Here is a 23,816-nt window from a genome sequence, read left to right as displayed (position 1 = left end):
GGCTTTTGTTTCAGTTTGTTACACAGTCTGAACTATCCTTCCTCACAACTGATTGCACCCACAAAGTGCTTAACGGGCTATGCCAAATAGGGAACCAAAAGAGCGTCCCATATTTTTGGGATCTAAAGCATCAAGGGCTGCGGTGGGTTCATAGCCACAATGCACCATGCAATCGGCGCATTTGGGATTGCCACTGCGGTGACCATATCGATCCCACTCGGTATTATCTAGCAATTCTTGGAAGGTTTGATAATAGCCTTCATTAAGTAAATAGCAGGGTTTTTGCCAACCTAAAACGCTATAACTCGGACTGCCCCAAGGGGTACAGTCATAATCTTTTTCTCCGAGGAGAAAGTCTAAAAATAGGGGATTATGGTTGAAATTCCAGGTTTTTTGACCGGATTTGAAAGGGGCGAGAATTTCTCGGAATAAAGCTTTGGTTTGTTCTCGTTTGAGGAAATGATCTTGATCGGGGGCCCAGGCATAGCTATAACCGGGAGAGATCATCATGCCATCAATGTTTAAGGTGGCGAGAAAGTCAAAGAATTTTTGCATCTCTTGGGGGTCAGTGCCCTCAAATACGGTGGTGTTGGTGGTGATGCGGAATCCTTTGGCTTTGGCGGCGCGAATGGCTTGTACGGCGATGTCAAATACGCCTTCGCGGTCTACACAGCGATCGTGTTGTTCCCGTAAGCCATCTAAATGAATGCTAAAGGTTAAATAGGGGGAGGGCTGAAACTGGTCTAAATATTTTTCTAGGAGTAACCCATTGGTGCATAAATAAATGAATTTTTTGCGCTCGATTAATCCCTTGACAATTTCTACGATTTGTGGGTGTAAAAGGGGTTCTCCTCCGGGAATGGAAACGACGGGCGCACCACATTCTTCTACGGCAGCAAAGCATTGTTCTGGGGTAAGATGCTGTTTGAGAATTTCTTTGGGATGCTGAATTTTTCCACATCCAGTGCAGGCTAAATTACACCGAAATAGGGGTTCGAGCATTAATACTAGGGGGAATTTTTTCCGCCCTAATAGTCTTTGGGTCACTAAATATTTTCCGACTTCAATGGCTTGTTGCAGGGCAATGGCCATGATCGCTCCTTTTAGGGTAACTGGGGATATGGGGCTTTAGTATATAGCATTTCCCATAAACTCGTCAGTTTAAAGGGATGGGGAATCATTTATTTGCGATTTTCTAGGCGATAAAGCCATACCATGAGGGCAATTACGCCAATTTGTACGGCTAGGTTGCCTAAAGTGGTGGTGATATCTTCTCCGGAAGCGAGTTTAGCGAGGAAAATGAAGGCTCCGATGAAACCGGAGGTGGCAAAGGTGGCGTAAATAAATTGCCGTAATCCTCGATAGGGTGCTTTGGCTTCGGCTTTGAGGCGAGCATATTTTTCTGGACTGAGGGAGGTTTTGCGCCGAGGTCGGGAAGGGGCTGGATCGGAAGGCATGGGTTGGGAGGGTAAAAAGTCTGGGAAAATTTTAACATGGAGAGGGCTTAGGGCCGGGAAAAGCAGAGTATAGTATAAGGTCTAGGTTTAACTTGAGATGTTTGTGCAATTAATGGAATCTGAACGTAAGGTTAAGAGTATCTACACGGATGGAGCCTGTTTAGGAAATCCTGGCCCAGGGGGATGGGCGGTGGTGGTGAATTTTACGGATGGCTCGGTTTATGAAATGGGGGGATCGGAGGCGGAAACGACGAATAACCGCATGGAGTTACAGGGGGCGATCGCCGGGTTAAGATTAGTGGTGTCCTTGGGGCAAACGGAGGCGGTGCATGTGTTCACGGATAGTGAATATGTGCGTAAGGGGATTACTCAATGGATTCAGGGCTGGAAAAATAAGGGCTGGAAAACTTCTCAAGGAAAACCGGTACAAAATCAGGATTTGTGGGAAAGTTTAGACCAGTTAAACTCGAAGATGGTGGTGTGGCAATATGTGCCAGCCCATACGGGCGATCGCGATAATGAACGCTGTGATACCATTGCCAAAGCCTTTGCCAGTGGTCGCTCTCCTAACTTAAAACAAGCTTTAAATAGCCACAAGGGATCGATCCTTTCCCCCCTAAACGGGCAGAACGCGCTACAATCCACGGATGTTGCTTTGAACAGTGGCATGACAGATGTAAGTGCTTCTTCTAATCCTCTTTCCTCCGAAAGCACGGATAATTTGCCCCGTGATGTACGAGTTGGACAACTGCGAAACCTGATCGAAACCTTACGCATTGCTGACGAAATTGCCAGTCATGCTTATCTCATTACTAGCTCAGAGTTGGCAGATTTAATGGATGTCAATGCCAGTGCGGTAACGAGTCGCGGCGATCACTGGGTTTGGCGAAACTGGGTGGTTTCTAGGGTTAGACGTGAGGGAAATCAGATCCTATGGCAACTTGAGAGAGTGGATTAGGTTCTGATGGGGTCAATTTAATTAACAAACCATTTAATAATTGACCCCTATCCCCCCATCCCCCCATCTAGTGGGTCATCCATCACTTCATAGCTGGTAACATCGATCGCGTCAATCCCTGTTGTCGGTTCAGCCGGGGTTGTCTCTGGTTTCTGGATCGCTTTTTGAGTCCATTGCCTGGCTTGCTCAAAATTGGAGGCAACAGCTAAGAGTCCCCCCGCAACTATAAATACAGGAAGGGGAACCGATAGCGCTTTGAGCTGTTGAATAATTTCAGCTAACACTAATAACAGGACAAAACAGCTAATCCAGAGTTTCATGGGTTTCTCATTTGGTTGATAGCACGGCTATTGACTATACTATACTCGAAGATTATCCCAGAGTCTCTGGTTGATGGCAGTTCGTTATTTAATAAGAGGTTGGTAATGGTTGATTCACAATACCGGTTAGTTACTCGGAGTGATTTTGATGGGTTGGTTTGTGGGGTTCTCCTCAAAGAGCTAAATTTGATTGATGAGATTAAGTTTGTCCATCCGAAAGATATGCAGGATGGGAAAGTCGAAATTAGCGATCGCGACATTACCACTAATTTACCCTATGTTCCAGGGGCCCACCTCGTGTTCGATCACCACTTGAGCGAAACCCTACGCATCGACTCTAAACCGGACAACTATATTATCGATCCTGATGCCCCTTCTGCTGCCAGAGTTGTCTATAACTATTATGGGGGAAAAGAGAAATTTCCCCAGATTTCTGAAGAGATGATGAGGGCAGTGGATAAAGCGGACTCTGCCCAGTTTTCAGCCGAAGAAATTCTTGATCCGACCGATTGGGTGCTGCTCAATTTTATCATGGATGCCCGCACTGGCTTGGGTCGCTTTAGAGAGTTTAGAATCTCGAATTATCAATTGATGATGGAATTGATTGATTATTGTAAAGCCCATACTATTAAGGAAATTTTAGCTCTTCCGGATGTGGAAGAGCGGGTGAGGCTCTATCAAGAGCAACAAGAACAGTTTAAGCAGCAATTACAGCGCTGTTCCCAAACCTATAATCGTTTAGTGGTCATCGATCTGCGGAAAGAAGAAACAATTTATGCCGGAAATCGGTTTATGATTTATGCCCAGAATCCTGACTGCAATATTTCCATGCATATTATGTGGGGATTAAAACAGCAAAATACGGTTTTTGCTGTGGGGAAATCGATTTTAAATAAGACTTCGACGTTCAATATTGGGGAGCTGATGTTGGCCTATGGAGGGGGCGGCCATGCCAATGCGGGGACTTGTCAAATTGATAATGATAAGGCGGAGTCCATTAAGTCGGAATTAATTGATAAACTTCAGAATACTTAAGGATTCTAGGGTATTTTAACCCCTTCTCGCGCAGGAGAAGGGGAGAGATCGCTTCATGAACTCTTCAAGTAATGGTTGTCATTCTTTACCAAAATTTGTTGGATTTTTATCGGAAAAGCCAGCACAATAGAACTAATACCCCTATAAACCCTCATCTAAGGATTGATCATGAGACCTCCCTATCCCGTTTCGCGATCCCCACTGCTGGGTTTAATTGCAGCAGTTACCCTGAGTTTAATCGCCCCTTCAACACAAGCGGTCATCTTTGAACCTCCAGAAGATCCCGCACCCGATTCTACATTGGGGGGAGGATCTCGCGATCCACAGCAGTGTGTTGCTGTTCAAGAGGGTTTGCTCCCGGTGACTCCCCTACTTCCAGAGAGCCAAATGGGGTTTACGGTGGCTCAAAAGCCTACGATTTATCTCTATGTTCCCCAAACTGTAGCTCAAAAGGTGTTTTTTAGTCTGCAAACGGAAACGGGAGAGAGCCATTATCAACAGGAGATGGAGCTGCCAAAAACCCCTGGAATTATGGGGTTTCAACTGCCAGAAGATGCACCTCCTTTGAAAGAAAATGTCAATTATAAATGGGCGATCGCCTTCATTTGCGGAGAAATGCTGCAACCCGATAGTCCAGAATATACCGGGTGGATTCGTCGCCTACCGCAACAAGAGTATTCTATTTCCTCTGATTTGTCTTTAAAGCAAGTGGAAGATTTGGCTCAAGCCCAACTTTGGTATGATACCGTTTTTTCTTTAGTGCAATTAAAATTACAAGAACCGGATAATTCAGTGTTAACTGAAAATTGGGCAGAGCTACTCTCATCTGTTGGATTAGAGGCGATCGCCGATCAACCCATCCTCAAATTCCAACCTTAAACTCTGCATACTCCGATCTGGCAACTCCCTATGTGGCATCGTCTCAAGCAATATTTTCAGCAATGGCAACCCTTGCTCACCATTGCACCGACTGTCACCGCTACGGTGATGGTGGCGGGAATGGCTGGAGGATTTCAACTGCTCGAATGGGCAACTCTAGACCAGTTTTTTCGCTATCGTCTCCTGGAAGATCGAGAACAACGCATTACTGTAATTACCATTGACGATCGCGATATCCATGAAATGGGCACTTGGCCCCTGACTGATGGTACATTGGCCCAAATCATTTCTATTCTGAATCAACATCATCCGAGGGTGATTGGTTTAGATTTATATCGGGATCTACCTGTAGCTCCAGGGACTCAAGAATGGATGCAGGTGATGGCTCAAACTCCCCATTTAATTGGCATTAAAAAGGCAGTAGGACAACGGGTTGCTTCCCCTTCTGCTCTAGAGGAAAACCAGCAAGTTGCTCTCGCTGATTTGGTGGTAGATGCAGATTCTAAAATCAGACGGGCGCTGATTGTGTCTGTGGATGAAGATGGACAATTATTACCGACTTTGGGTGTCCGCACGGCTTTAGATTATTTGGGTGCGGAAGGAGTGGAATTAGAAACGGTTGATTCAGAGCGTAAGTTTTATGGGTTAGGAAAAGCCATATTTCGCCCTTTAACGTCTGAAAATGGCAATTATCGCCAAGCGGATTTGGGGGGCTATCAAATTATGCTCAATTATCGGGGAACTGAAGATCGGTTTGACTCTATTACCATTACGGAATTGCTCAAAGGAGACTTTGAGCCGCAATTAATTCGCGATCGCCTCATTCTGATGGGTTCCGTTGCCCAAAGTACCAATGATTTTTTTCATACCCCCTACAGTAATCGCAATCAAGCCACCTCCGAGCCAATGCCTGGGGTTTTTATTCATGCCAACATTGCCAGCCTGATGTTAAGTGCTGCCCTAGATGATCGTCCCTTATTATCGGTATTATCTTTACCCTTAAAAGGTCTCTGGGTATTCTTTTGGTCTGAGGTGGGAGTGCTGTTAAGTTGGATACTGCCTACGATTAAATTCTCAGCAACCCGTAGCTTTCCGGGTCTGACTATTGTAGCGGTCAGTATCAGTGGTTTGACGATCTTGGGCGTGGGCTATGGTGCGTTTTTAGTCGGATGGTGGATTCCGGTGATTGCCCCCCTCTGTGCGTTAACGGTTGCTGCCATTTTCGCTATGAATAGCCGCTATCAACGGCAATTACAGCAGGCGAATGCCCAATTACAGGAGTATTCCCACACCTTAGAGCAAAAAGTGCGCGATCGCACCCAAGAACTGGAACAGGCTAAAATGGCTGCCGATCGTGCCAATCAAGCCAAAAGCGAATTTTTAGCCAACATGAGCCATGAATTACGGACTCCCCTCAATGGAATTTTGGGGTATACGCAGATTCTCCAGCGATCGGATAATCTCCTCAAATCTCAAGTTGATGGGATTCATATTATTCATCAATGTGGCTCTCATTTACTGACCTTAATTAATGATATTTTAGATTTATCAAAAATTGAAGCTAGAAAACTCGAACTACAAAACACCTATTTCCATTTTCCTTCATTTTTGATGGGAATTGTAGAAATATTCCGCCTACGAGCGCAACAAAAAAATCTGGATTTTATCTATCAGCCCGATCCCTGGCTACCCTTGGGGATTTATGCCGATGAAAAGCGTTTGCGGCAAGTCTTGATTAATTTACTGGGAAACGCGATTAAATTCACCGATCGAGGACAAGTCATTTTTAAGGTCATCAATCAATCTTCTAGACTAGAAACCTTAACTCCGGATCAAAAAATCTGTATTCATTTTGAAATAGAAGATACCGGTTTTGGCATGACTGATGACCAAATTAAACAGATTTTTGAACCCTTTGAGCAAGTGGGAGAAGCCAAAAAAAGATTAGAAGGAACTGGCTTAGGTTTAACCATTAGTCAAAGAATTGCAGAATTGATGGGCAGTCAAATTCAGGTAGAGAGTAGCTTAGGAGAAGGAAGTCGCTTTTGGGTTGATTTACCCCTAACTGTCGCGGCTCAAGCAACGGATAATTTTTATGCTCATAAAACTCGAAAAATAGTTGGTTTTCAAGGAGGTGTTAAAACGATTCTCATGGTCGATGATAAGTGGGAAAATCGGTCAATCATCGTCGGTTTATTAGAATCAGTAGGGTTTAGATGTCTTCAAGCTAACCATGGTGAGGAAGCCTTAGAGAAAATGGAGAAAGATAAACCCGATTTGCTAATTACTAATATTATGATGCCGGTGATGGATGGGTTTGATTTAATCGAACATATTCGCCAATCGGATTGTTGGAAAAACATCCCTATTATTGTCTCTTCTGCTAAGGCTTTTGCCTCCGATCAACAAGAAAGCTTAGAAGTAGGCGGCGATGCCTTTTTGCCCAAACCCGTACAAGTGGATCTCTTGTTTGCATACTTACAAAAGTATTTGAATTTAGAATGGATTTATGCCAATCAAGGCTCGGTGAATTCTGAGGTGGAAGTAGAAAAGGGAATAGCTCATTCATCTTCATCAGAGAATAATAGAGCTGAACAGCAGGTGATTTTTCCAGAACAGAAGATTTTAGAGAAATTACTGGATTTAGCTCTCAGAGGTAACATTCATAGCTTAGGTAAAGAGGCGATCGCCCTCAAAAAACATCATCCCACCTATGTTGGGTTTGCACTTAAGTTACAACAGTTAGTGGATAACTTTCAAGTGAAAGAAATTCGCTCTTTGATCGAATCTGGCTTAAATACAGAAATTAAACGTTAATCTTAGAGGAGAGGTGAAAAATTTTATGCTCCTACAGGGTGTTCTCTAGCACAGAACGCTGTATTCTGATCTTGAAAGAAATTGTAACAAATATTGATATTTTTCTAGATAGCAGATGGGCCGAAAATTGGCGGTAAACTCAAGAAGTAAACATTTATGGCAAGAGGCAACGTTTATGGCAAGAATGTCTTTTAAAAACCCGATTAAATTTGGTACAGATGGCTGGCGAGGGGTGATTGCGGCAGACTTTACCATGGAACGGGTGGCTCAAGTCGCCCCGATCGCCGCTCAAATTTTAGCAGAAGTTTATGGTCATCAAAGCAACCATACCATCATTGTCGGCCACGATCGCCGGTTTTTAGCTGAAGAATTTGCCCAAGTTGCTGCTGAAGCCATTCAAAATGCCGGTTTTAATGTCCTGCTCACCAATACCTATGCCCCCACTCCTGCCTTTAGTTGGGCTGCCAAAGAAAAAGGGGCCCTCGGTGCAATTGTAATGACTGCCTCCCATAACCCCGGTCAATATTTGGGATTAAAAGTCAAAGGAGCCTTTGGGGGTTCCGTCTCCCCAGAAGTCACCCAAAAAATAGAAGCTCGACTCGACCAAAACCCACCCCCAGCAGCAGCACCGGGAACCCTAGAGCGGTTCGATCCTTGGCCCTCCTATTGTGAAATTCTGCGCTCTAAAGTGGATATTGGAGCCATTCAATCAGCCATTATCCAAGGTAAATTAACCGTGTTTGCTGATGTCATGCATGGAGCAGCAGCCGGAGGACTAGCCCAAATTTTAGGGGTGGATATTCGAGAATTAAATAGCGATCGCGACCCCCTATTTGATGGCGGCGCTCCCGAACCTCTGCCTAAATATTTACCCCAATTATTGACCGATATCAAAGCCTTTTCTAGTTCTGGGGAAAGTTCAGATTTAGTCACCGGTTTAGTGTTTGATGGTGATAGCGATCGCATCGCAGCCATCGACAAAGATGGGACATATATGAGTACCCAAGTTCTCATCCCTGTCCTGATCGAGCATTTAGCCACCCGACGGGGGTTAACTGGGGAAGTGGTTAAAACCATTAGTGGCTCCGATTTGATGCCTAAAGTTGCCCAACTCTATAACCTATCTGTCTATGAAACGGCGATCGGGTATAAATATATTGCCGATCGCATGTTAGAACAGTCCGTTCTCATCGGCGGTGAAGAATCTGGTGGTGTCGGTTACAACACCCATATCCCCGAACGAGATGCCCTACTTTCCGCCCTCTATGTCCTCGAATCCGTCGTGCAAGCCGGGCAAAACCTCGGTTATTTGTATCATCAATTACAAGAAAAAACTGGATTTTCCTCCATGTACGATCGCATCGATCTCCCCTTAGCCAGCATGGAAGTGCGATCGCGTCTTTTACAAGAATTAGACACCCATCCCCTAACCGAAATAGCAGGCAAAACCGTCACCGACTGCAATACCATTGACGGTTACAAATTCCGATTATCCGATGGAAGTTGGCTCCTCGTTCGCTTTAGCGGAACCGAACCCGTTTTACGTCTTTATTGTGAAGCATCTACCCTAGAAAACGTTCATCAAACCCTCAATTGGATTAAAGGTTGGGCGAATCAATTTACTTAAACTACCGCACAAACAGTAGGGTGTGTTAGCGACAGCGTAACGCACCCTAAAGCCCTACTAAAATGGTGGGTTACGGCGGATTGAGAGATTGCTGTCACAGTCTAGGTTTTAGCCGCCTAACCCACCCTACTTAAACTACCAAACAAATGGTAGGGTGTGTTAGCGACAGCGTAACACACCGTAAACCAACTCCGAGCTATTGACAATTTGGGTGAATCGCTCCTTGAGAGCAAAGGTAACTCAATTGCTTCTCATCCAAATTTTGCACTTCACTAAAATCCACCCCTGTAAACCCTTTAGATGCCGTTGCCGGAGATTGTTTTTCAATAAATTCATCCTTATTGGGAGATTTTACCCCGGCTTCAAAGACAGCTCCCTCAAAGTTAGCACCCGCTAATTTTGCCCCTTGAAAATCGACATCTACTAAGATTGCGCCCGTAAAATTGGCATTTTGCAGTTGGGCATTATTCAAACTAGCCCCGGTTAATTGACTTTGCGAAAAATCAGCCGATTGTAATTGGGCGCTGCTGAAATTTGCTTGGGATAAGTTCGCATTTTCCCAAGTGGTTTCCGTGAGATTTGCAAACTTAAATTGACTCGAAATCCCCTGCACTTGTCCTAAGCGCGATCCCTGTAAATTGGCAAACGAAAAATTTGCATCATTTAAATCAGCTCCGGTTAAACTAACGGTTTCTAACAGAGCTGATTGAAGAGTAGCACCAGCTAACTGGGCGCTACTGAGATTTGAACCCGTTAGTCGTGCTTCATTTAAGTTCGCTTTATTGAGGATAGCGCGAATTAAATTGGTACGGCGAAGGGTAACATTAGATAAGATGGCCCCCGTTAAATCCGCTTCTTTTAAGTCTGCACCACTTAAATCCGCAATGGGGTCATCAAATGTACCTAAGCGCCGATCTTCTCCTGCACCATAAAATCGGCTCCATTTTAAGCTGGCTTGGGAGAGAATAGCACCGCGAAAATTAATCCCAGAAAGATCGGTTTTTTCCATGGCAGCAACAAAGGCAACGGGGGCAGAGGTTTTGCCTAAATCAACTTGCGCCAGAGAAAAGCGGTTTGGGTTTCCTTGGTCAATGGTGAGGATTTTGACGATCGCCTGTTTGGTCGCCCGCAACCTTAAGCGGATAATATTTTGTTGGGTTTGGCTACTCCCTGGACTCAGGGTTTCCATGTCCTTTCTCAGAGCTAAATTTGCCCGTTGCAAATAGGGTAAAGCATCGGGCCCCATGCTAAATAAAGCCTGTTGAATGGCATCAACTAAACTAGGATTTGTTTCTTGTACCAATAAATCGACTAAAAATTGGTAGGCTTTCGGGTCATTGAGCGTACCGATGGCTAAAACAGCTTCGCGGCGTTTTTGGTCAGAATTGGCTACGGAAGGATCGAGCTGTTGCACCAGTTCGATGAAGAGTTGATTATCCTGAGCATCCCCTTCGCGCACCGTGGTTTGGGACTGGATAAAAATTTGTGTTCCCACAAATGTGATCAGTACAGAACCCAAGCCTAATGCGATCGCACTGACTAGGGTAATACCGGGATGGGTTTGCATCCAAACCCATAAGCTCGGTTCAGCTTTCCCCGTTTTAGGCGTAAGGGCCAAAGCGCCAGGGGGGTCTTCTTCCGCGCTGGTATAGCTCGTGAGCAGAGGTTCAGAGATGGGGTAGGTTCCAGCAATGCGGTCATGGAAGGCACGATAATAGCGGTCAAAGAGGCCGCTAAATACTTCCACGGTAAGCATTAAACCCGATAGTCCCAGTAAAATTGCCAGTTGAGGAAAGGCTCCACTATAGCGCCAAATGCCATAGGCCACGCCCAGGGGAAGTCCCCAACGCCCGATCGCCTCCCGCACCAAAGCCCGTCCGACACCGGGAACGCCGCCATTAAAGGAGATCACCCGCACCCCTAACCAGCGTTTGGGGGAAGTTTGGCCGGTGGTTCCTAGTAGATAGAGTTGCCATCCTCCTACGGCTACGGGAGCAATAAAGGCGACTGACCAGAGTAAGTTGGTGAGGGGAGAAACGGGTTGTTGGCGATCGCTTATTTGTAGGGCTAGGGTTTTGGCGATCGTCTCTTGGCCCGTGGCTACCATAGAATTCACCGGCACTAGGGGTTGATTTCCCCCATCCTTAACCTGGTTTCCCACACTATAGGGAACCGCAGCACTCACCACCACCATTGACACTTCAACCACCCAAGCACTAAACCGACGCAAGGATAAGGGAGGGCGACGGAGTTTCAGGGTGGGGTCAGAAAAAGGGGAATTACTCTCTTTCGGGGCGGTTGAACTTGCCATAGGGTCGAGTTTTGAACTGGGAATGAACTAAAAGGATGCGTTCCCCAGGGAAAGACCCGATTTTATTTCCCTCTGGTCTGCCTTTCCCTAGATAGAGCTGTTTTGCACTTTAGCTTAATTTTGGGAGGGGTCAGATTCAATTAAGAATTTGTAACCTAAGTACAAGGCTCCTCCCAATACCGCTAAAGTAATCACGGTGCTGACCAGCCGTAGGAAGAGATTGAGAAACCCAAATCCAATCACCACCCCTACGCCAGCGACAACCCATTTACCTGTATTGGATAGGCTTTGATACCAGGTTTGAATTTGGGTCAAAAGAGCTTTAATCGACCCAGAGCTGAAGGTTGGATCGGATGGAGGATTCAGTTGTTCTTCGATCTCTCGCAGACGGCGATTCGGATCGCGGGGATTTTCGGGATTCATCGGTTCTCCTCTGCCAATAGGGTGCTGATGGGCAACTCTATCAGGATAGCGTTTATTCCTCCGAGAGGGGGTTCTATAGTTCTTCAAATCTGTACAAAACCACCCCGGTATCGGGATGATTATCTATGGTTGCATAACCTTTTTTGAGCATCTCTATTAATAGGCTTTCCACTTCATCAAAATCCAAACCGGTATCAATCACGGCTTGGGTTACGGAGATCTCTCCGCCCCGTGCCGCCGCCGCTTTAGCTAATCTTACCTTGGCGGGTTCGGGGGCTTGTGTTTCGGTCACTTCCACGACTTGACAGGGAATAGTCCGAGGGGTTAAAGGGACACCGGTTGGTGATAAACCATGTTTTGCCCGATATTTAAGGTTATATTCATCAACCATATTGGGGATAAAGAGTAAGTCAATAAATTGACCCACGCCAAAGAGTCCGAAGGTACAACACCAGAGAATGCCTGTAGCAATCTTACCATTATAGAGGCGATGAATACCGTTGGCTCCAAACATGCCGAGGAACCAGAGGATGTAGCTTGTGCTAACCTTATTCATGGATTGAGTATAGGGAGAATTTGAAAAGCATAAAGCCCTGTTTCTCCTATGCTAACATGAGAAACAGGGGCTGGTTGGAGGCAATTTTGGCGATCGCCCCCTAATCCTTTAGAACGACCTAAGAGACGCTGTAATACTCAGTCTTCGGATAAACACTGACGATTAGATCCCCGACTTCAAAAAACAGGCCCTCTTTTTCCGACTTGGAAAACTTCAAATCCCCTGATTTGGCAGCAAGTTCATCAGCAGTATAAGCAACCGCTTCTAGCTCATCAGGAATGAGTCCCGTTGCACCAATATAAAACACCAACGGCGAAATTTTTTCTCGATACAGCTTTTCTAAGGCTTGATTAACTTTAGTTAAACCTCCACTTAAAGCTTCTACAAACAGGTCAGTTTCAATGGTCTGTTCTTGCCATTTTTTCTCCAGCAAACTCACCAGATCGGACGCGCCTAACTCATTCAAAAGCTCTGTCAAACTGCCGTTTTTCTCTAAACCCAAAAACTCATCAAAAATCGGCTTCATCAAGTCATCTACTTTCGTCACTTTAGTGCGCTTTGATAACGTCTTGTGGCCAAACACTACCGCATTATCTAGAGTTTGATCGAATGTCGGCTTATCGAGCTTTTCTCCGGTCTGTTGATCGTATACTTCATAAAACCGGTCTAAAAACTTGTTGGCTGAATGCAATTGACCCAAATTGAGAATTTCACAATTGCCTAGCTCAATTTTGTAGCTCACCCGCGAGTCAACTTTACCGGTATTGATCGCTTCTTCTAAATCAGAATATTCGGTAGTTGTGGGAAAGTTCAGATACAAATTCTTGGATAAATAATGCTCTTTGAGAGCCTCTAATTGATCCGCAGTATAGGTATCTGAAACCTCTTTGAGATGGGCAGAAAAAAGACTCGACAATACCCGCAAAATTGCCAATCGTGAAAACACTCCCTGTACTTGAGTATAATCGGCTGCCATGGGCACAATGGGCAATGAAGTTAAGTCAATCTCGTATTCCCTATTCCCATCAAATGCCTCTGCATTGGAGAGTAAATTCTGTTCTTTGAAAATCTTAAAGACTTTAGGGTTACTAAATTTTACCCTTAAGCTCTCAACATTCAATACGCCATCGCCAATGAGAGTATAGTTGTTGTAAGATTTCAACTCATTGAGCAAAATTCCGGCGACTTCTGTAATGGGGGTTTCATCCTCAGCTTTGACCAATTTTACTGGACGGGTAATGAGTAAATTGATGGTGGCAGTATTGCGATTAATGTCAAATGACCCCATCTGTACATAGTCACCACTATCCACATATTCGGTTTTCAGCCAAGGTTTGACCAAGTTACCATCAGCATCTCGCTGGCCAGGAATGCGCTTAATTCCCCGGCGTTGATAACAATCTTGGAGATGTTTGAGATTGAGGATAATTTGATCTTTGTGGGTCTCGAATAATTGGATCAGGTCTAAAATGGGCAAGTTTTTGTTGACAGGGACTTCGGACAGAATTTGGTGTTCTGCTAAATTCTGCGGTTCATAGATTGCCTGGTCTAAAGCTTGGGAAAATTCAACCAGTTGACTATTGGTGATGGCTTTTCCATGGCGCTGGGATAAGGTGGCATCAAAAGTGCTAACTAGGGCATATTTAGCCAGGTTTAAGTTGCCATCAATCAGTTGCGCTTTGGCGAAGGCAAAAACGGATTCATCGGTTTGAGCCAGGGGAATATCGGTTAATTGCTCAAATTCGGTTTGGGTGAGTTTTTGATATTTGTAGAAGATGCCATCATCGTCTTTTTTGAGTCCCAAGATTTTCAGCTTACCCGCGTTACCATTGAGCTTTTGAGCGCTGTGGGAGAGGAAGATTTGATAGTCGTATTCTTTGAATAGGGGTTCTTCAATGGCTTCGGCGATCGCCTCTCCTAGAAGCTTGGAAGTGTTATAGAGTGCATCATACACCTGTTTCACACTCTTCGCTTGTACGCAGGTTCCCGACACCAGATTGGCTAAACGGGAGAGTAATTTAAAGTCAGAACTGGCAGAATAGGCGATCGTATTCAGAAAAACATTGCTTTGGTTGAGATTCTGACAAATGTGTTCGAGGGTTTCCACTTCCGATCGCACGTTGGGATGGTTGGCATAACCATCACTATGCAGGGTAATAGCAGTCAATTCATCCGGTTGAACTAGCTCGGTTGCCAGTTGCAAGGCTTGGGAAATACAAGTTGCACCGGAAACCTGTATATTTTGAATCTCCTGAAGATAGGAAGAATTCAGTTTCATCACCTCTTGAATAGGGACGCGCTGGAAGTGAGCGATTAAGTTGCCTTGAGAGGAGTAGGAAATCAGGGTTATTACCAGTTGGCTATGGCTGTATTCTTCTAGAGTCAGGAGTTTGATCAGCGTTTCCTTGAGGGGGGTGATGTCATGGTACATGGAGCCGGAGCGATCGATCGCTATGATACTATGGGCGATCGCCTCCACTGCTTCCGGATTCGACTTCTCTTCCTTCTGACTTAACCGTTGGCGATCGACTCGATAATAAGCCTTTGGCTCACCGGCAAGGTTGTAGAGGACAAACCGAGTAGTCGGTACAGGAGTCACAGCAGCATTCTTAACCATAGGTGATGGGAGCTTCTTGCATCATTACCCTTCTATTCTAACCTTTGTTGATGTTTTTGTCAACATCTGCATTATCCCAAGTTTTAGGGAGAAACCTGGTTTATCAAATCTCCTCTAGCCAGATTTCAATGGCAGATAACAGATTGGTTTGATTCGGCGGAAAGCCTTTTAACGGCGCGTGCGTCTAGGGGGTCGTCGGTGAGGAAGGCAACGGCAATGACTCCGGTGAGTTTTTCACAGAAGCTGATGATTTCCGTTGTAGTTAGTAAAATTCTCGGATATAATTAATTAGACAAATCAATCACTCATTCAGCCTAAAAAAATCATGAGTTCAACGCCTAAATTACTGAACCGAATTACGCAAAATCCCGGTCAATGTGGCGGTCGTCCCTGTATTCGAGGGATGCGAATTCGCGTCACCGATATTTTAGAAATGTTGGCAGAAAATGTTAGCATTCCTGAAATTTTAGAGGACTTTCCCGATCTAGAACTAGCGGATATTCAGGCTTGTTTGATCTTTGCTGCACGACGTACTGATTTTCCCAGACTAACCGCATGAAGATTTGGATCGATGCTCAACTGCCCCCCACATTAGCCAATTGGCTAACAGAAACCTTTGGTTTGGAAGCGATCGCATGGCGATCGCCCCCGTAAGTTTTTCGCAGAAGGCGATGATTTCTGGGGTGGGGGGTTGAGTAGGCTGTTTGAGGGGGTGATGTGGTGCTATAATTTTGTCAACCGATAAATTCCCCATTAAAAAGAAAACTATGGCTAGTATTATTCTTCAAGTTGATGAGGATATAAAATCAGCATTTGAACAGGCTAACCCTGAAATTCAAAAACAGTTAAGCGATATTGTTCAATTGTTTTTACGAGAGAGGCTATACAGCAAGAGTTTGACTGAGGTGATGGCAGAAATTTCAGACAAAGCACAACAGCGAGGCTTAACGCCAGAAATTTTACAAGAGATTTTAGCGGATGATAATGAGGAATAGATTTGTCATCGATACCAATGTTTTAATCAGTGCTTTGCTCTTTAAATTCTCAGTTCCGTTTCGAGCGATCGCATTGGCAGAAAAGCAAGGAATCATTTTATATTCTGAAGCCACATTAAAAGAATTAGAGCGAGTTCTGAATCGTTCCAAGTTTGACAAGTATCTTTCTCAAGAAGAAAGACAAGTGTTTTTGCTTAAATTTATCGGTTCATCCCAGTTAGTGAATATTACAGAAAAAATCTCTGTTTGTCGAGATGAAAAGGATAATAAGTTTTTAGAACTGGCTGTTAGTGGCAATGCCAATCTCATTCTTACAGGCGATTTAGATTTATTGGTGTTAAATCCTTTCCAATCCATAGAAATTCTGACTCCAGAGCAGTTTATTGATAGATTTGCTGAATAAATGAGGGTCAGAAACCCGGTTTCTTGAATCCTCAAATCTCCTCTAACCAGGTTTGAATCGCAGATAACAGATTGGGTTGATTCGGCGGAAAGCCTTTTAAGGGCGCGTCTAGGGGTTCGTCGGTGAGAAAAGCAAATCGCTATGATGCCCCTAAGTGGTGAAATAGGATATCATTAACAGTAATTTAGTACCGTGAGGCTTCGTCAATGATGACATTTAATGATGTAGTTGAAGGAATTAAAAGTCTTTCTACGGATGAAAAACAAGAAATTCAATCATTGTTGCAGCAGTATCTCCGTGAAGAACGTCGCGACGATATTTATGAGAATTTTCAAGCAGCCCAGAAAGAACAAAAGCAAGGAAACCTCAAGTTCTCTAACCAGATTGACGAATTGAGACAACTGATTGAGGAATAATCATGGAAGTCAGTTTTAGTTCAGCTTTTAAACGGGCTTTTAAAAAAAGGATTAAAGGGAATGACAATTTAGAGTCAAAATTTTGGCAGAAATTAGAAATGTTTACTTTAGACCCTTACGATCCGAGATTGAGAACCCATAAGCTATCGGGAAAGCTGAAGGATTTATGGAGTTTTACTGTAGATTACGACGAGAGAGTATTATTTTATTTTACAGAAGATGACCAAGCGGTTTTTGTTGATGTTGGCAGTCACGATGAGGTTTATTAAGGGGTCAGAAACCGGGTTTCTATCAAAATCTCTGGTTTGTAGCTGAAATTGTCGCAGAAACCCGGTTTCTTAAATCTCCTTTAACCAAGCTTCAATGGCAGATATCAGATTAGGTTGATTCGGCGGAAAGCCTTTTAAGGGCGCTTCTAGGGCGGCAGTGAGTGGGGTAACGAGATGAATTTAATTGCTAAAGAGACTATTATGTTGATGGCTCATCATCCGGGGTTTCAAAGCCTAACCATAAGCGTAAAACTTTTTCAATTTGTGACAACTGCTCTGGATCTAATTCACCTAATTTTTTCAGAAGTTTTGCATGAGGAATGGTAATCAGGTTTTGTACGTCGAAAACTCCTGGCTTGAGAAACCGGGTTTTAATCTCTACTTCAAAACGTGAACCTCTAGGACTGGTGGTGTGCGGAATCAATGTTGTTAATGCTCTATCCTGCGTGAGGGCTGGAATACTCACCACAAGACAAGGCCTAACCTTGGCGGTGTAACCTAAATCCACCAGCCAGACTTCTCCCCGGTTAGGACTACTCATAATTTACCTCTTGCTCATCTAAGGCTAAAAATAGTTCTTCTGCATTGAGAACTAAATCCTCGTCTGTTAGGGGGAGAACGTCAAAATCAATAACTCTTTTAAGTATTTCTACCGCGATCGCCTGTTGTTCTGTATTTGGCAAATTATCAAAGTTTTTGAGAATTTCTTGAGCTAGGGTATTCATAGGGGTTCAGCGAGCTTCGCTAGTCAAAATTAGGTTTGAAAGTCAACTCCAATTTTATCCCATAAAGCCAGAAACTCGGTTTTTCAAATCTCCTCTAGCCAGGTTTGAATGGCAGATAACAGATTAGGTTGATTCGGCGGAAAGCCTTTTAATGGCGCGTCTAGGGGGTCGTCGGTGAGGAAGGCAACGGCAATGACTCCGGTGAGTTTTTCGCAGAAGGCGATGAGTTCCGGGGTGGGATGTTGGCAGTCGGTGAGGAGAAGGGCGCGGTGGGGGAGGAGGTCGCGGCGTTGCAGTTGTTTCAGGTGGCGGCGCAGTTCGGCAGGGGTGGCGGGTTCTGGGGGGTCTTGGTCGGGACAGGTGGTGTCCCAGATGAGTTCGCTGAGGGTGAGGGCGATTTCTCTTTCGCGGGTTTCGTTGGCGAGGGGTTGGGTGTTGAGGATGAGGATGGGTTGGTTTTGTAGGCTTTGGGCGAGGTTGATGGGGGCGAAGGTTGTTTCGCTGTTATGGGGGGTTTGGTCGGTGATTTCGGGATGGGGTGTGGTGGGGGGATGGTGCCAGGCGCGATAAAAGTCGGGATAGGGGAGGTCTTGAGAAATGTCCCAGAAGAGTTTATAACACTCTAAATAAAGGTTAAAGTTGTCTCTGTAGGTTTCATCGCTGAGGCAGGAGTGAAGGCTAGAAATTATCATTTCTTTTTGTTCCCAGTTAGCTATAGTTTTTTTGAGATACTCAAAATATATAGAATAATCACCTTCTAAGTAGTCAGATTTAATCAGTTCAATTAACCGAGATATTGCCAATGTGCTTCCGTGGCAAATACGATCAAAGGTTTGGTCAAAGCGAAAAATAGCATAGATAGGTGTTGATTTTTCATATTTCTTGTTTCTGGAAATTTCTAATAATTTTATAACGACGCTAATTCCAAAATAACTCCCCCAGTCAACCTCCCTTAAATACTGTTCAATTACTTTTAAAACTTGTTGACTATCATTTGTTTGTAAAATATTAATTAAGCACTCATTTGCTAGTTTGCTACTCGGATCAATTTTGCCTAACTGACAAGCTATGTGCAACTGAATCCATTCTTCTTGATTAGTTTCTATGATTTTAACCAAACTAGGAATTGCCAAATAGTTTTTAGGATCAATTTCCGCTAAACTGTAGGCGGCATATACACAAATATTTTGATTTGCATTAGTTTGCAGGATCTTCATTAATCCAGATATTGCTAAATAATTCCCCTTTCCAATTTTCTCTAAAATTTCGCTGACAAATACTAAAGTTTGATTATTCTCAGCAGTTTCCAAAAATTCCAGCAATCTAGCAATCGCTTGATTATTTCCTTTCCAAGATTTACTGAATGCCCACGCATAATGCTTTGGACTCTTATCTTCACTGGTTTCAGCCAGTTTGAGTAATGTAGAAATGGCTTGAGGATTTCCTGGATCGATTTTCCCCAAACTCGTAGCCAATTCCTCAAGTATAACTATATTTTTAGTTGTTTCAATGAGTTGACTTAATACACGGATTGCTTCTGGATGACCACATTCAAATTTTCCGAAAGTCCGAACTGCATTTTTGGCAATATCTTCATAATCCGTGGTTTCAATAACCCTGACTAAAGCTGGAATTACATGAGAATTTACAGGATCAATTTCGTGTAAATACCCAGCTAATTCACAACAAGTATCTTCATTATCGGTAGTTTCAATAACCTTGACTAGGGCGGGAATAATATGAGGATTTCCAGGGTCAATTGTGTGTAGATAATTAGCTACATCATAAAGAGTATCTTCATTATCGGTGGTTTCAATAACCTTGAATAGGGCGGGAATAATATGAGGATTTCCAGGGTCAATTGTGTTTAAATACCAAGCTACTCGATAACGAGTATCTTCATTATCGGTGGTTTCGATAACCTTAATCAAGGCAGGAATAATATGAGGATTTCCAGGGTCAATTGTGTGTAAACAATAAGCTGCTTCGCAACAATTGCTTTCATCACCAGTAGTTTCGATAATTTTCAACAAGCTTGCGACTAGATCAGGATGTCCTTTCCCGATTATTCGTAAACTCAGAAATGCCTGACTAATAATATCTTCACGGTTAACAGTTTCAATAATTTTTAATAAACCTGCGACTAGATCAGGATGTCCTTTACCCACTTCTTCTAAAGTCAGAAATACCTGATAAATAATATCTTTATTATCAGTAGTTTTAATAATTTTTAATAAACTTCCGACTAGCTCAGGATGTCCTTTCCCGATTTCCCGTAAACTCAGAAATGCCTGACGAATAATGTCTTCACGGTTAACAGTTTCAATAATTTTTAATAAACCTGCGACTAGATCAGGATGTCCTTTACCCACTTCTTCTAAAGTCCAAAATACCTGATGAATAATATCTTCATTAGTCCAAAATACCTGATGAATAATATCTTCATTATCAGTAGTTTCAATAATTTTCAACAAACTTGCGACTAGCTCAGGATGTCCTTTCCCGATTTTCCGTAAACTCTCAAATGCCTGACGAATAATATCTTCACGGTTAGCCGTTTCGATAATTTTTAATAAAACTGCGATCGCACCAGGATTACCAGGCTCGTACTTCTCTAAATACTGAGCCAAGAACCAACGAATCTCTTCACTTTGAGTTGTTCTAATAATTTCGAGTAAAACAGTCTGAGCTTGGCTATTTCCCGGATCGATTAGACCCAGATGATAAGCTATCTGCCAAAGGTAATTTTCATCTTGATTAGCTTTAAGTAGCTCTAACAACCAATTCATAATAAAAGGATTACCAGGATTAACTTTTCCTAGAATCTGAGCCGCTTCATCACGATCGCGCCACTCAACAGCAGTTACCATCGTTTTGACTAAACCCTCTATCAAGGCAGGATGATCGGGAGCAATAGTCAATAACCAGTTAATGGCGTTTAGTCTACTGCTTGGTTTTTCAGTAGTTGCAATCAAAAACGGTAAGCTGAAAACCAGTGATTGATTATGAGGATCTAGGCCGGATAAAAAAGAAACAAAATTAAAAAATATAAAATCTACTCCCCAACCATATCCTGTGCTTTCGAGGTAAACTCCCATTTCTTCTAAGCAGGGCATATTATTAGCAATAAAATCAGCTATTGCCGGATAAGGAAAGATTTTCTTCAATTCAGCTTCTATCTCTGACTGTGTTTTTCCCTTCAAGACAGAGTTCCAATAATAACATATTGATATTAAGTAATTTTTTTGCTCAAGAATTGCAATAACCTTGCTTCTCGTCGTTCTTGTCAATATCTCTCTAGCATCGTTTTGAAGGAAGTCAAAATAAAGGCTCCACTTCTTTGGTTCGACATCAAAATCCCATAAAGCCACTCCTACTAATTCCTCAATCAAGACCGAAGTTAGGGGATATTGGTCATATTGTTTGTAGGGAACAGACATATCAATATCTTTCAATTGAGAAATCCCCTCAACCGCGATAAAGAAAGACTTCAAACGATACAACTTTCGACATCCATCATTAAAAATTGCCAACTTAATCACAAATTCTAGCTTGTCGTTAGCCTCAATATCCTCACGCCCCAACCACAACAAAATCACCTGCTTCCACTGCTTCTCAAAAATCCGATACCGCTTCCCCTCCACCGGACAATCCACATGATCCTTCGGTAAAAAATAATCCCAATCCGCCACCGCCAACGCCGCAAAATACTCCTGAAACGTCGCATGATAAAACCCATACACCTTTTCGCGCCGATTTTCTGCCGCTACCCCCACCTCATTCAACCAACCCAACTGTAACGCCAAAGAACATAAAGACCCCTTTGCCTTCGGTTTCCCCAAATACTCACACACCAACCGATGGGTTAACCGAAAGCGACTGGTTTCAGCGTCCAAGGATGCTTTTGCTAACGCCCCCAAAGCCGCATTTAACCGTTCCTTTTCCTCGTCCGTCACCTCAAACCTGTCATCCTTCCACTCATACATCGACTCCACAAAACCCGCATACAACTCCGCCATCGTTTCCGGTAGCGCATCCTCCACCTTCCAAGTGGAACATAACAACGTTAACCGCAGGGGATTGCGGCATAAATCCTTAATCCGTTCCTTCTCCGCAGCTTGCAATTCTGACCATAAAGACTCCGCCAACTGGTCAGCCTCTCCTGACTCAACCAACCCCCGAAACCACCTGCGGATAAACTCCTGCACTTGTTCATCCTGAAACGGTTGGGTGAGATAGGTTTGAAACCCCTGTAACTGAGTGGGGTTGGCTTGCCACAAATTCAAGCGACAGGTGACAATCGTCCGCGCATCCGTCACCCAACCTCGGAATTTTAACGCCTGTTGGTCGCTCTGGCTCATCTCATCTAAACCATCCAACAGTAACCAGACTGCACCCCCCTTAAATTTCTGCTCCCAGTCCGCTTTAATTTCCTCTCTGGACTGACCTAACGCCTCTTTGAGCCATTTTTCTTCTAAATACTCTCCCAGGGCTTGATTCCCCAACTCTGCCAAGTCCACCCAAATGACTAAATCATCGGTTTGTTGCAATAACCAAAAGGCTAATTTCTGGAGTAAGGTGGTTTTCCCTGCCCCCGGTTCCCCAATAATGGCCATCTGTTTCTCGGTGCGTTTACCAATCACTTCGTCGAGAAACTCCCCATAAGCAAACCGTTTCTCAAATTCCTGCCGAGCGAACAAATCCGAACCCCGTTCTGGGTCAATATCTTGGCCGTGTTTTTCGTTCTCACTCTGTTTCGGTTTCACCAGCGCCAAATCGACAAATAAATCCTCATCGATTAAATTGCGATTTCCATAAACCCGACCTAAAACCGTATTGCTGGTTAAGGGTTTGCGGTCAATCAACATCCGACGGCAGATATCTTGCCATTCATCGATCGCATATTCCACCGGAAACCCGGCAACTTCTTGACCAATCAGGCGTTTAAGTTGCTCGTACCCGGTTTGGGAACTCTCCACAATCAGGAGAATACTGCCTTCCTCAACTTTGGCAATGGAGAGGGTTTTATCGTTGAGGATGTTTTGCAGCGTTTGGGTGATTTCGCTGAGTTGCTGTTGCGCGTCTTGGTAGTTTCCCTTCAGTCCTAAGATGCAACGGTTGAGGGTGGCTGCGGGTTTTGTGTTTTGATCGTATTCGTTAATCAAGCATTGATACAGAATACCCAACTTACGATTTGCCTGTTGTAGTTGCGGGTAATCTGTTTCAAACTTTTTATAAATTTGTTGCATTCGCTTGGTGACAGCCTCTTGACCAATGCGATATTTACTCTCTGAAATTCCTTCGTTAAGTATCTTAGTAAATTGGGCTTCATTTTTAATATAACGGTCTCGCTCAGGAAATCGCTTAAATAAAGTTTCTCTCTCTTCTGGGGAGAGAAAGTGATTATCTGCTTGTTCTATCAGAAATTCTTGCCAATCCATTGCCCTGACATTGACCCTATTGACTCTTTTTAGAGTTTAACTTATCAAACTCGAAATGGCAACTCAAACCCTCATTGGATAAGGCTTTACACCAATTTACACTTCATTCCACTTCCCGTTCCAATTCTCTTCTTTCAGATCTCAATAGTCTAGGTTTTGTCCCCAATAAAACCTGGTATATGAAAGATGGATACTCAACGTAATCGCATTAGACAACAGCAACAAGCATTACGACAACAAAGACAAGCTCTAGAAGATGCCTATACCAATTTTGTTGAACCCCAGGTGAATCAACAGATTGAAATTCCGGTTCATCCCTTACCGACTCCTCCGGTTAATTCTTCGGTTTGTTACTCTGTCTGCGGATGGTTGCTGCTGACTCTGGTTTATTGTCTGTGCATCGGTTGCCGTAAAAATGATAACTAGCAAGATTTATATCAAGTCCGGGTAATCATATCAAGTTCGTTTAAATACCCTAATTAAAAATCCAGGGAGCAAGATGCTCCCACTCCAGTCAGATCAAAGAATTCGAGGAGTGCGGGCATCTTGCCCGCTTCTTAACAAATT

At 43.8% G+C, this 23,816-nt stretch carries 22 protein-coding genes and 2 pseudogenes; 12 read left to right on the top strand and 12 right to left on the bottom strand.

Features of this window, described 5'->3' with window-relative positions; genetic code table 11:
* Nucleotides 1-69 precede the first annotated feature (69 nt).
* Both hpnH and PMG71_RS19430 read right to left on the bottom strand, forming a co-directional pair.
* Nucleotides 70-1,092, bottom strand: a complete 1,023-nt coding sequence (hpnH, locus tag PMG71_RS19435) for an adenosyl-hopene transferase HpnH (RefSeq protein ID WP_283755382.1) — start codon at nucleotides 1,090-1,092, stop codon at nucleotides 70-72.
* 89 nt (nucleotides 1,093-1,181) lie between these two features.
* The gene (locus PMG71_RS19430) at nucleotides 1,182-1,457 is read right to left on the bottom strand and encodes a DUF3493 domain-containing protein (protein ID WP_283755381.1); all 276 of its coding nucleotides are present in this window, start codon (nucleotides 1,455-1,457) and stop codon (nucleotides 1,182-1,184) included.
* 112 nt (nucleotides 1,458-1,569) lie between these two features.
* On the opposite strand from PMG71_RS19430, the gene rnhA reads away from it, so the two are divergent.
* Nucleotides 1,570-2,415 carry a ribonuclease HI gene (gene rnhA / locus PMG71_RS19425; RefSeq protein WP_283755380.1) on the top strand — a complete coding sequence of 282 codons (846 nt, stop codon included), beginning with the start codon at nucleotides 1,570-1,572 and terminating at the stop codon, nucleotides 2,413-2,415.
* Nucleotides 2,416-2,462: 47 nt separating this feature from the next.
* On the opposite strand, the gene PMG71_RS19420 is transcribed toward rnhA, so the two are convergent.
* Nucleotides 2,463-2,735 (bottom strand): hypothetical protein, encoded by a 273-nt coding sequence (locus tag PMG71_RS19420; protein WP_283755379.1) that lies wholly within the window; start codon nucleotides 2,733-2,735, stop codon nucleotides 2,463-2,465.
* A gap of 105 nt (nucleotides 2,736-2,840) precedes the next feature.
* On the opposite strand from PMG71_RS19420, the gene PMG71_RS19415 reads away from it, so the two are divergent.
* From PMG71_RS19415 to PMG71_RS19400, 4 genes are all read left to right on the top strand, one after another.
* Nucleotides 2,841-3,770 carry a DHH family phosphoesterase gene (locus tag PMG71_RS19415; RefSeq protein ID WP_283755378.1) on the top strand — a complete coding sequence of 310 codons (930 nt, stop codon included), beginning with the start codon at nucleotides 2,841-2,843 and terminating at the stop codon, nucleotides 3,768-3,770.
* 168 nt (nucleotides 3,771-3,938) lie between these two features.
* The gene (locus PMG71_RS19410) at nucleotides 3,939-4,649 is read left to right on the top strand and encodes a DUF928 domain-containing protein (RefSeq protein ID WP_283755377.1); all 711 of its coding nucleotides are present in this window, start codon (nucleotides 3,939-3,941) and stop codon (nucleotides 4,647-4,649) included.
* 30 nt (nucleotides 4,650-4,679) lie between these two features.
* Complete coding sequence (locus PMG71_RS19405; RefSeq protein WP_283755376.1) at nucleotides 4,680-7,466, top strand: CHASE2 domain-containing protein; 2,787 nt, start codon at nucleotides 4,680-4,682, stop codon at nucleotides 7,464-7,466.
* 175 nt (nucleotides 7,467-7,641) lie between these two features.
* Nucleotides 7,642-9,093 carry a phosphoglucomutase/phosphomannomutase family protein gene (locus tag PMG71_RS19400; protein WP_283755375.1) on the top strand — a complete coding sequence of 484 codons (1,452 nt, stop codon included), beginning with the start codon at nucleotides 7,642-7,644 and terminating at the stop codon, nucleotides 9,091-9,093.
* Between the two features lie 196 nt (nucleotides 9,094-9,289).
* Here PMG71_RS19400 and PMG71_RS19395 read toward each other — a convergent pair whose 3' ends face one another.
* From PMG71_RS19395 to PMG71_RS19380, 4 genes are all read right to left on the bottom strand, one after another.
* On the bottom strand, nucleotides 9,290-11,404 hold the full coding sequence (locus PMG71_RS19395) for a pentapeptide repeat-containing protein (RefSeq protein WP_283755374.1): 2,115 nt from the start codon (nucleotides 11,402-11,404) through the stop codon (nucleotides 9,290-9,292).
* Nucleotides 11,405-11,518: 114 nt separating this feature from the next.
* Nucleotides 11,519-11,827, bottom strand: coding sequence for a hypothetical protein (locus tag PMG71_RS19390; RefSeq protein WP_283755373.1), 309 nt, complete (start codon nucleotides 11,825-11,827; stop codon nucleotides 11,519-11,521).
* A 73-nt stretch (nucleotides 11,828-11,900) separates the two neighbouring features.
* Entirely contained in the window at nucleotides 11,901-12,383 is a 483-nt protein-coding gene (locus PMG71_RS19385; protein WP_283755372.1) for a TM2 domain-containing protein, read from the bottom strand.
* Between the two features lie 118 nt (nucleotides 12,384-12,501).
* On the bottom strand, nucleotides 12,502-15,000 hold the full coding sequence (locus PMG71_RS19380; RefSeq protein WP_283755371.1) for a vWA domain-containing protein: 2,499 nt from the start codon (nucleotides 14,998-15,000) through the stop codon (nucleotides 12,502-12,504).
* 325 nt (nucleotides 15,001-15,325) lie between these two features.
* On the opposite strand from PMG71_RS19380, the gene PMG71_RS19375 reads away from it, so the two are divergent.
* The 4 genes and pseudogenes from PMG71_RS19375 to PMG71_RS19365 all read left to right on the top strand — a co-directional run bounded on the left by PMG71_RS19375 (nucleotide 15,326) and on the right by PMG71_RS19365 (nucleotide 16,398).
* The gene (locus tag PMG71_RS19375; protein ID WP_168571504.1) at nucleotides 15,326-15,559 is read left to right on the top strand and encodes a DUF433 domain-containing protein; all 234 of its coding nucleotides are present in this window, start codon (nucleotides 15,326-15,328) and stop codon (nucleotides 15,557-15,559) included.
* Nucleotides 15,556-15,642, top strand: a pseudogene (locus tag PMG71_RS24225) (DUF5615 family PIN-like protein); the annotation flags it as partial. The gene PMG71_RS19375 and the pseudogene PMG71_RS24225, both read left to right, overlap by 4 nt.
* Nucleotides 15,643-15,767: 125 nt before the next feature.
* Nucleotides 15,768-15,995: a hypothetical protein gene (locus PMG71_RS19370; RefSeq protein WP_283755370.1), complete on the top strand. Its 228-nt coding sequence runs from the start codon at nucleotides 15,768-15,770 to the stop codon at nucleotides 15,993-15,995.
* On the top strand, nucleotides 15,985-16,398 hold the full coding sequence (locus tag PMG71_RS19365) for a putative toxin-antitoxin system toxin component, PIN family (protein ID WP_283755369.1): 414 nt from the start codon (nucleotides 15,985-15,987) through the stop codon (nucleotides 16,396-16,398). The genes PMG71_RS19370 and PMG71_RS19365 overlap by 11 nt, the downstream gene beginning before the upstream one ends.
* 31 nt (nucleotides 16,399-16,429) lie before the next feature.
* On the opposite strand, the pseudogene PMG71_RS24220 reads toward PMG71_RS19365, so the two are convergent.
* A pseudogene (locus PMG71_RS24220) lies at nucleotides 16,430-16,531 on the bottom strand (NACHT C-terminal alpha/beta 1 domain-containing protein); the annotation flags it as partial.
* Nucleotides 16,532-16,607: 76 nt separating this feature from the next.
* Between PMG71_RS24220 and PMG71_RS19360 the strand changes: the two are divergent.
* Nucleotides 16,608-16,814 carry a hypothetical protein gene (locus tag PMG71_RS19360; protein WP_347179340.1) on the top strand — a complete coding sequence of 69 codons (207 nt, stop codon included), beginning with the start codon at nucleotides 16,608-16,610 and terminating at the stop codon, nucleotides 16,812-16,814.
* A gap of 2 nt (nucleotides 16,815-16,816) precedes the next feature.
* Complete coding sequence (locus PMG71_RS19355) at nucleotides 16,817-17,083, top strand: type II toxin-antitoxin system RelE/ParE family toxin (protein WP_283755367.1); 267 nt, start codon at nucleotides 16,817-16,819, stop codon at nucleotides 17,081-17,083.
* Between the two features lie 69 nt (nucleotides 17,084-17,152).
* Here the strand turns inward: PMG71_RS19355 and PMG71_RS24215 are convergent, their stop codons facing one another.
* The 4 genes from PMG71_RS24215 to PMG71_RS19340 all read right to left on the bottom strand — a co-directional run bounded on the left by PMG71_RS24215 (nucleotide 17,153) and on the right by PMG71_RS19340 (nucleotide 23,249).
* The gene (locus tag PMG71_RS24215; RefSeq protein ID WP_430541022.1) at nucleotides 17,153-17,263 is read right to left on the bottom strand and encodes an NACHT C-terminal alpha/beta 1 domain-containing protein; all 111 of its coding nucleotides are present in this window, start codon (nucleotides 17,261-17,263) and stop codon (nucleotides 17,153-17,155) included.
* A gap of 19 nt (nucleotides 17,264-17,282) precedes the next feature.
* Nucleotides 17,283-17,624 (bottom strand): type II toxin-antitoxin system PemK/MazF family toxin, encoded by a 342-nt coding sequence (locus tag PMG71_RS19350; protein ID WP_283755366.1) that lies wholly within the window; start codon nucleotides 17,622-17,624, stop codon nucleotides 17,283-17,285.
* Nucleotides 17,617-17,808: a hypothetical protein gene (locus tag PMG71_RS19345; protein WP_283755365.1), complete on the bottom strand. Its 192-nt coding sequence runs from the start codon at nucleotides 17,806-17,808 to the stop codon at nucleotides 17,617-17,619. Before PMG71_RS19345 ends, PMG71_RS19350 begins: the two co-directional genes overlap by 8 nt.
* Before the next feature lie 83 nt (nucleotides 17,809-17,891).
* On the bottom strand, nucleotides 17,892-23,249 hold the full coding sequence (locus tag PMG71_RS19340) for a HEAT repeat domain-containing protein (protein WP_283755364.1): 5,358 nt from the start codon (nucleotides 23,247-23,249) through the stop codon (nucleotides 17,892-17,894).
* A 186-nt stretch (nucleotides 23,250-23,435) separates the two neighbouring features.
* On the opposite strand from PMG71_RS19340, the gene PMG71_RS19335 reads away from it, so the two are divergent.
* Nucleotides 23,436-23,675 carry a hypothetical protein gene (locus PMG71_RS19335; protein ID WP_283755363.1) on the top strand — a complete coding sequence of 80 codons (240 nt, stop codon included), beginning with the start codon at nucleotides 23,436-23,438 and terminating at the stop codon, nucleotides 23,673-23,675.
* Nucleotides 23,676-23,816 lie beyond the last annotated feature (141 nt).

It is taken from the genome of Roseofilum acuticapitatum BLCC-M154, from assembly GCF_030068475.1.
Taxonomy (GTDB): Bacteria; Cyanobacteriota; Cyanobacteriia; order Cyanobacteriales; family Desertifilaceae; genus Roseofilum; species Roseofilum acuticapitatum.
The sequence above is the reverse complement of the archived record's forward strand: the minus strand, read 5'-3'. Positions and strand labels throughout refer to the sequence as shown.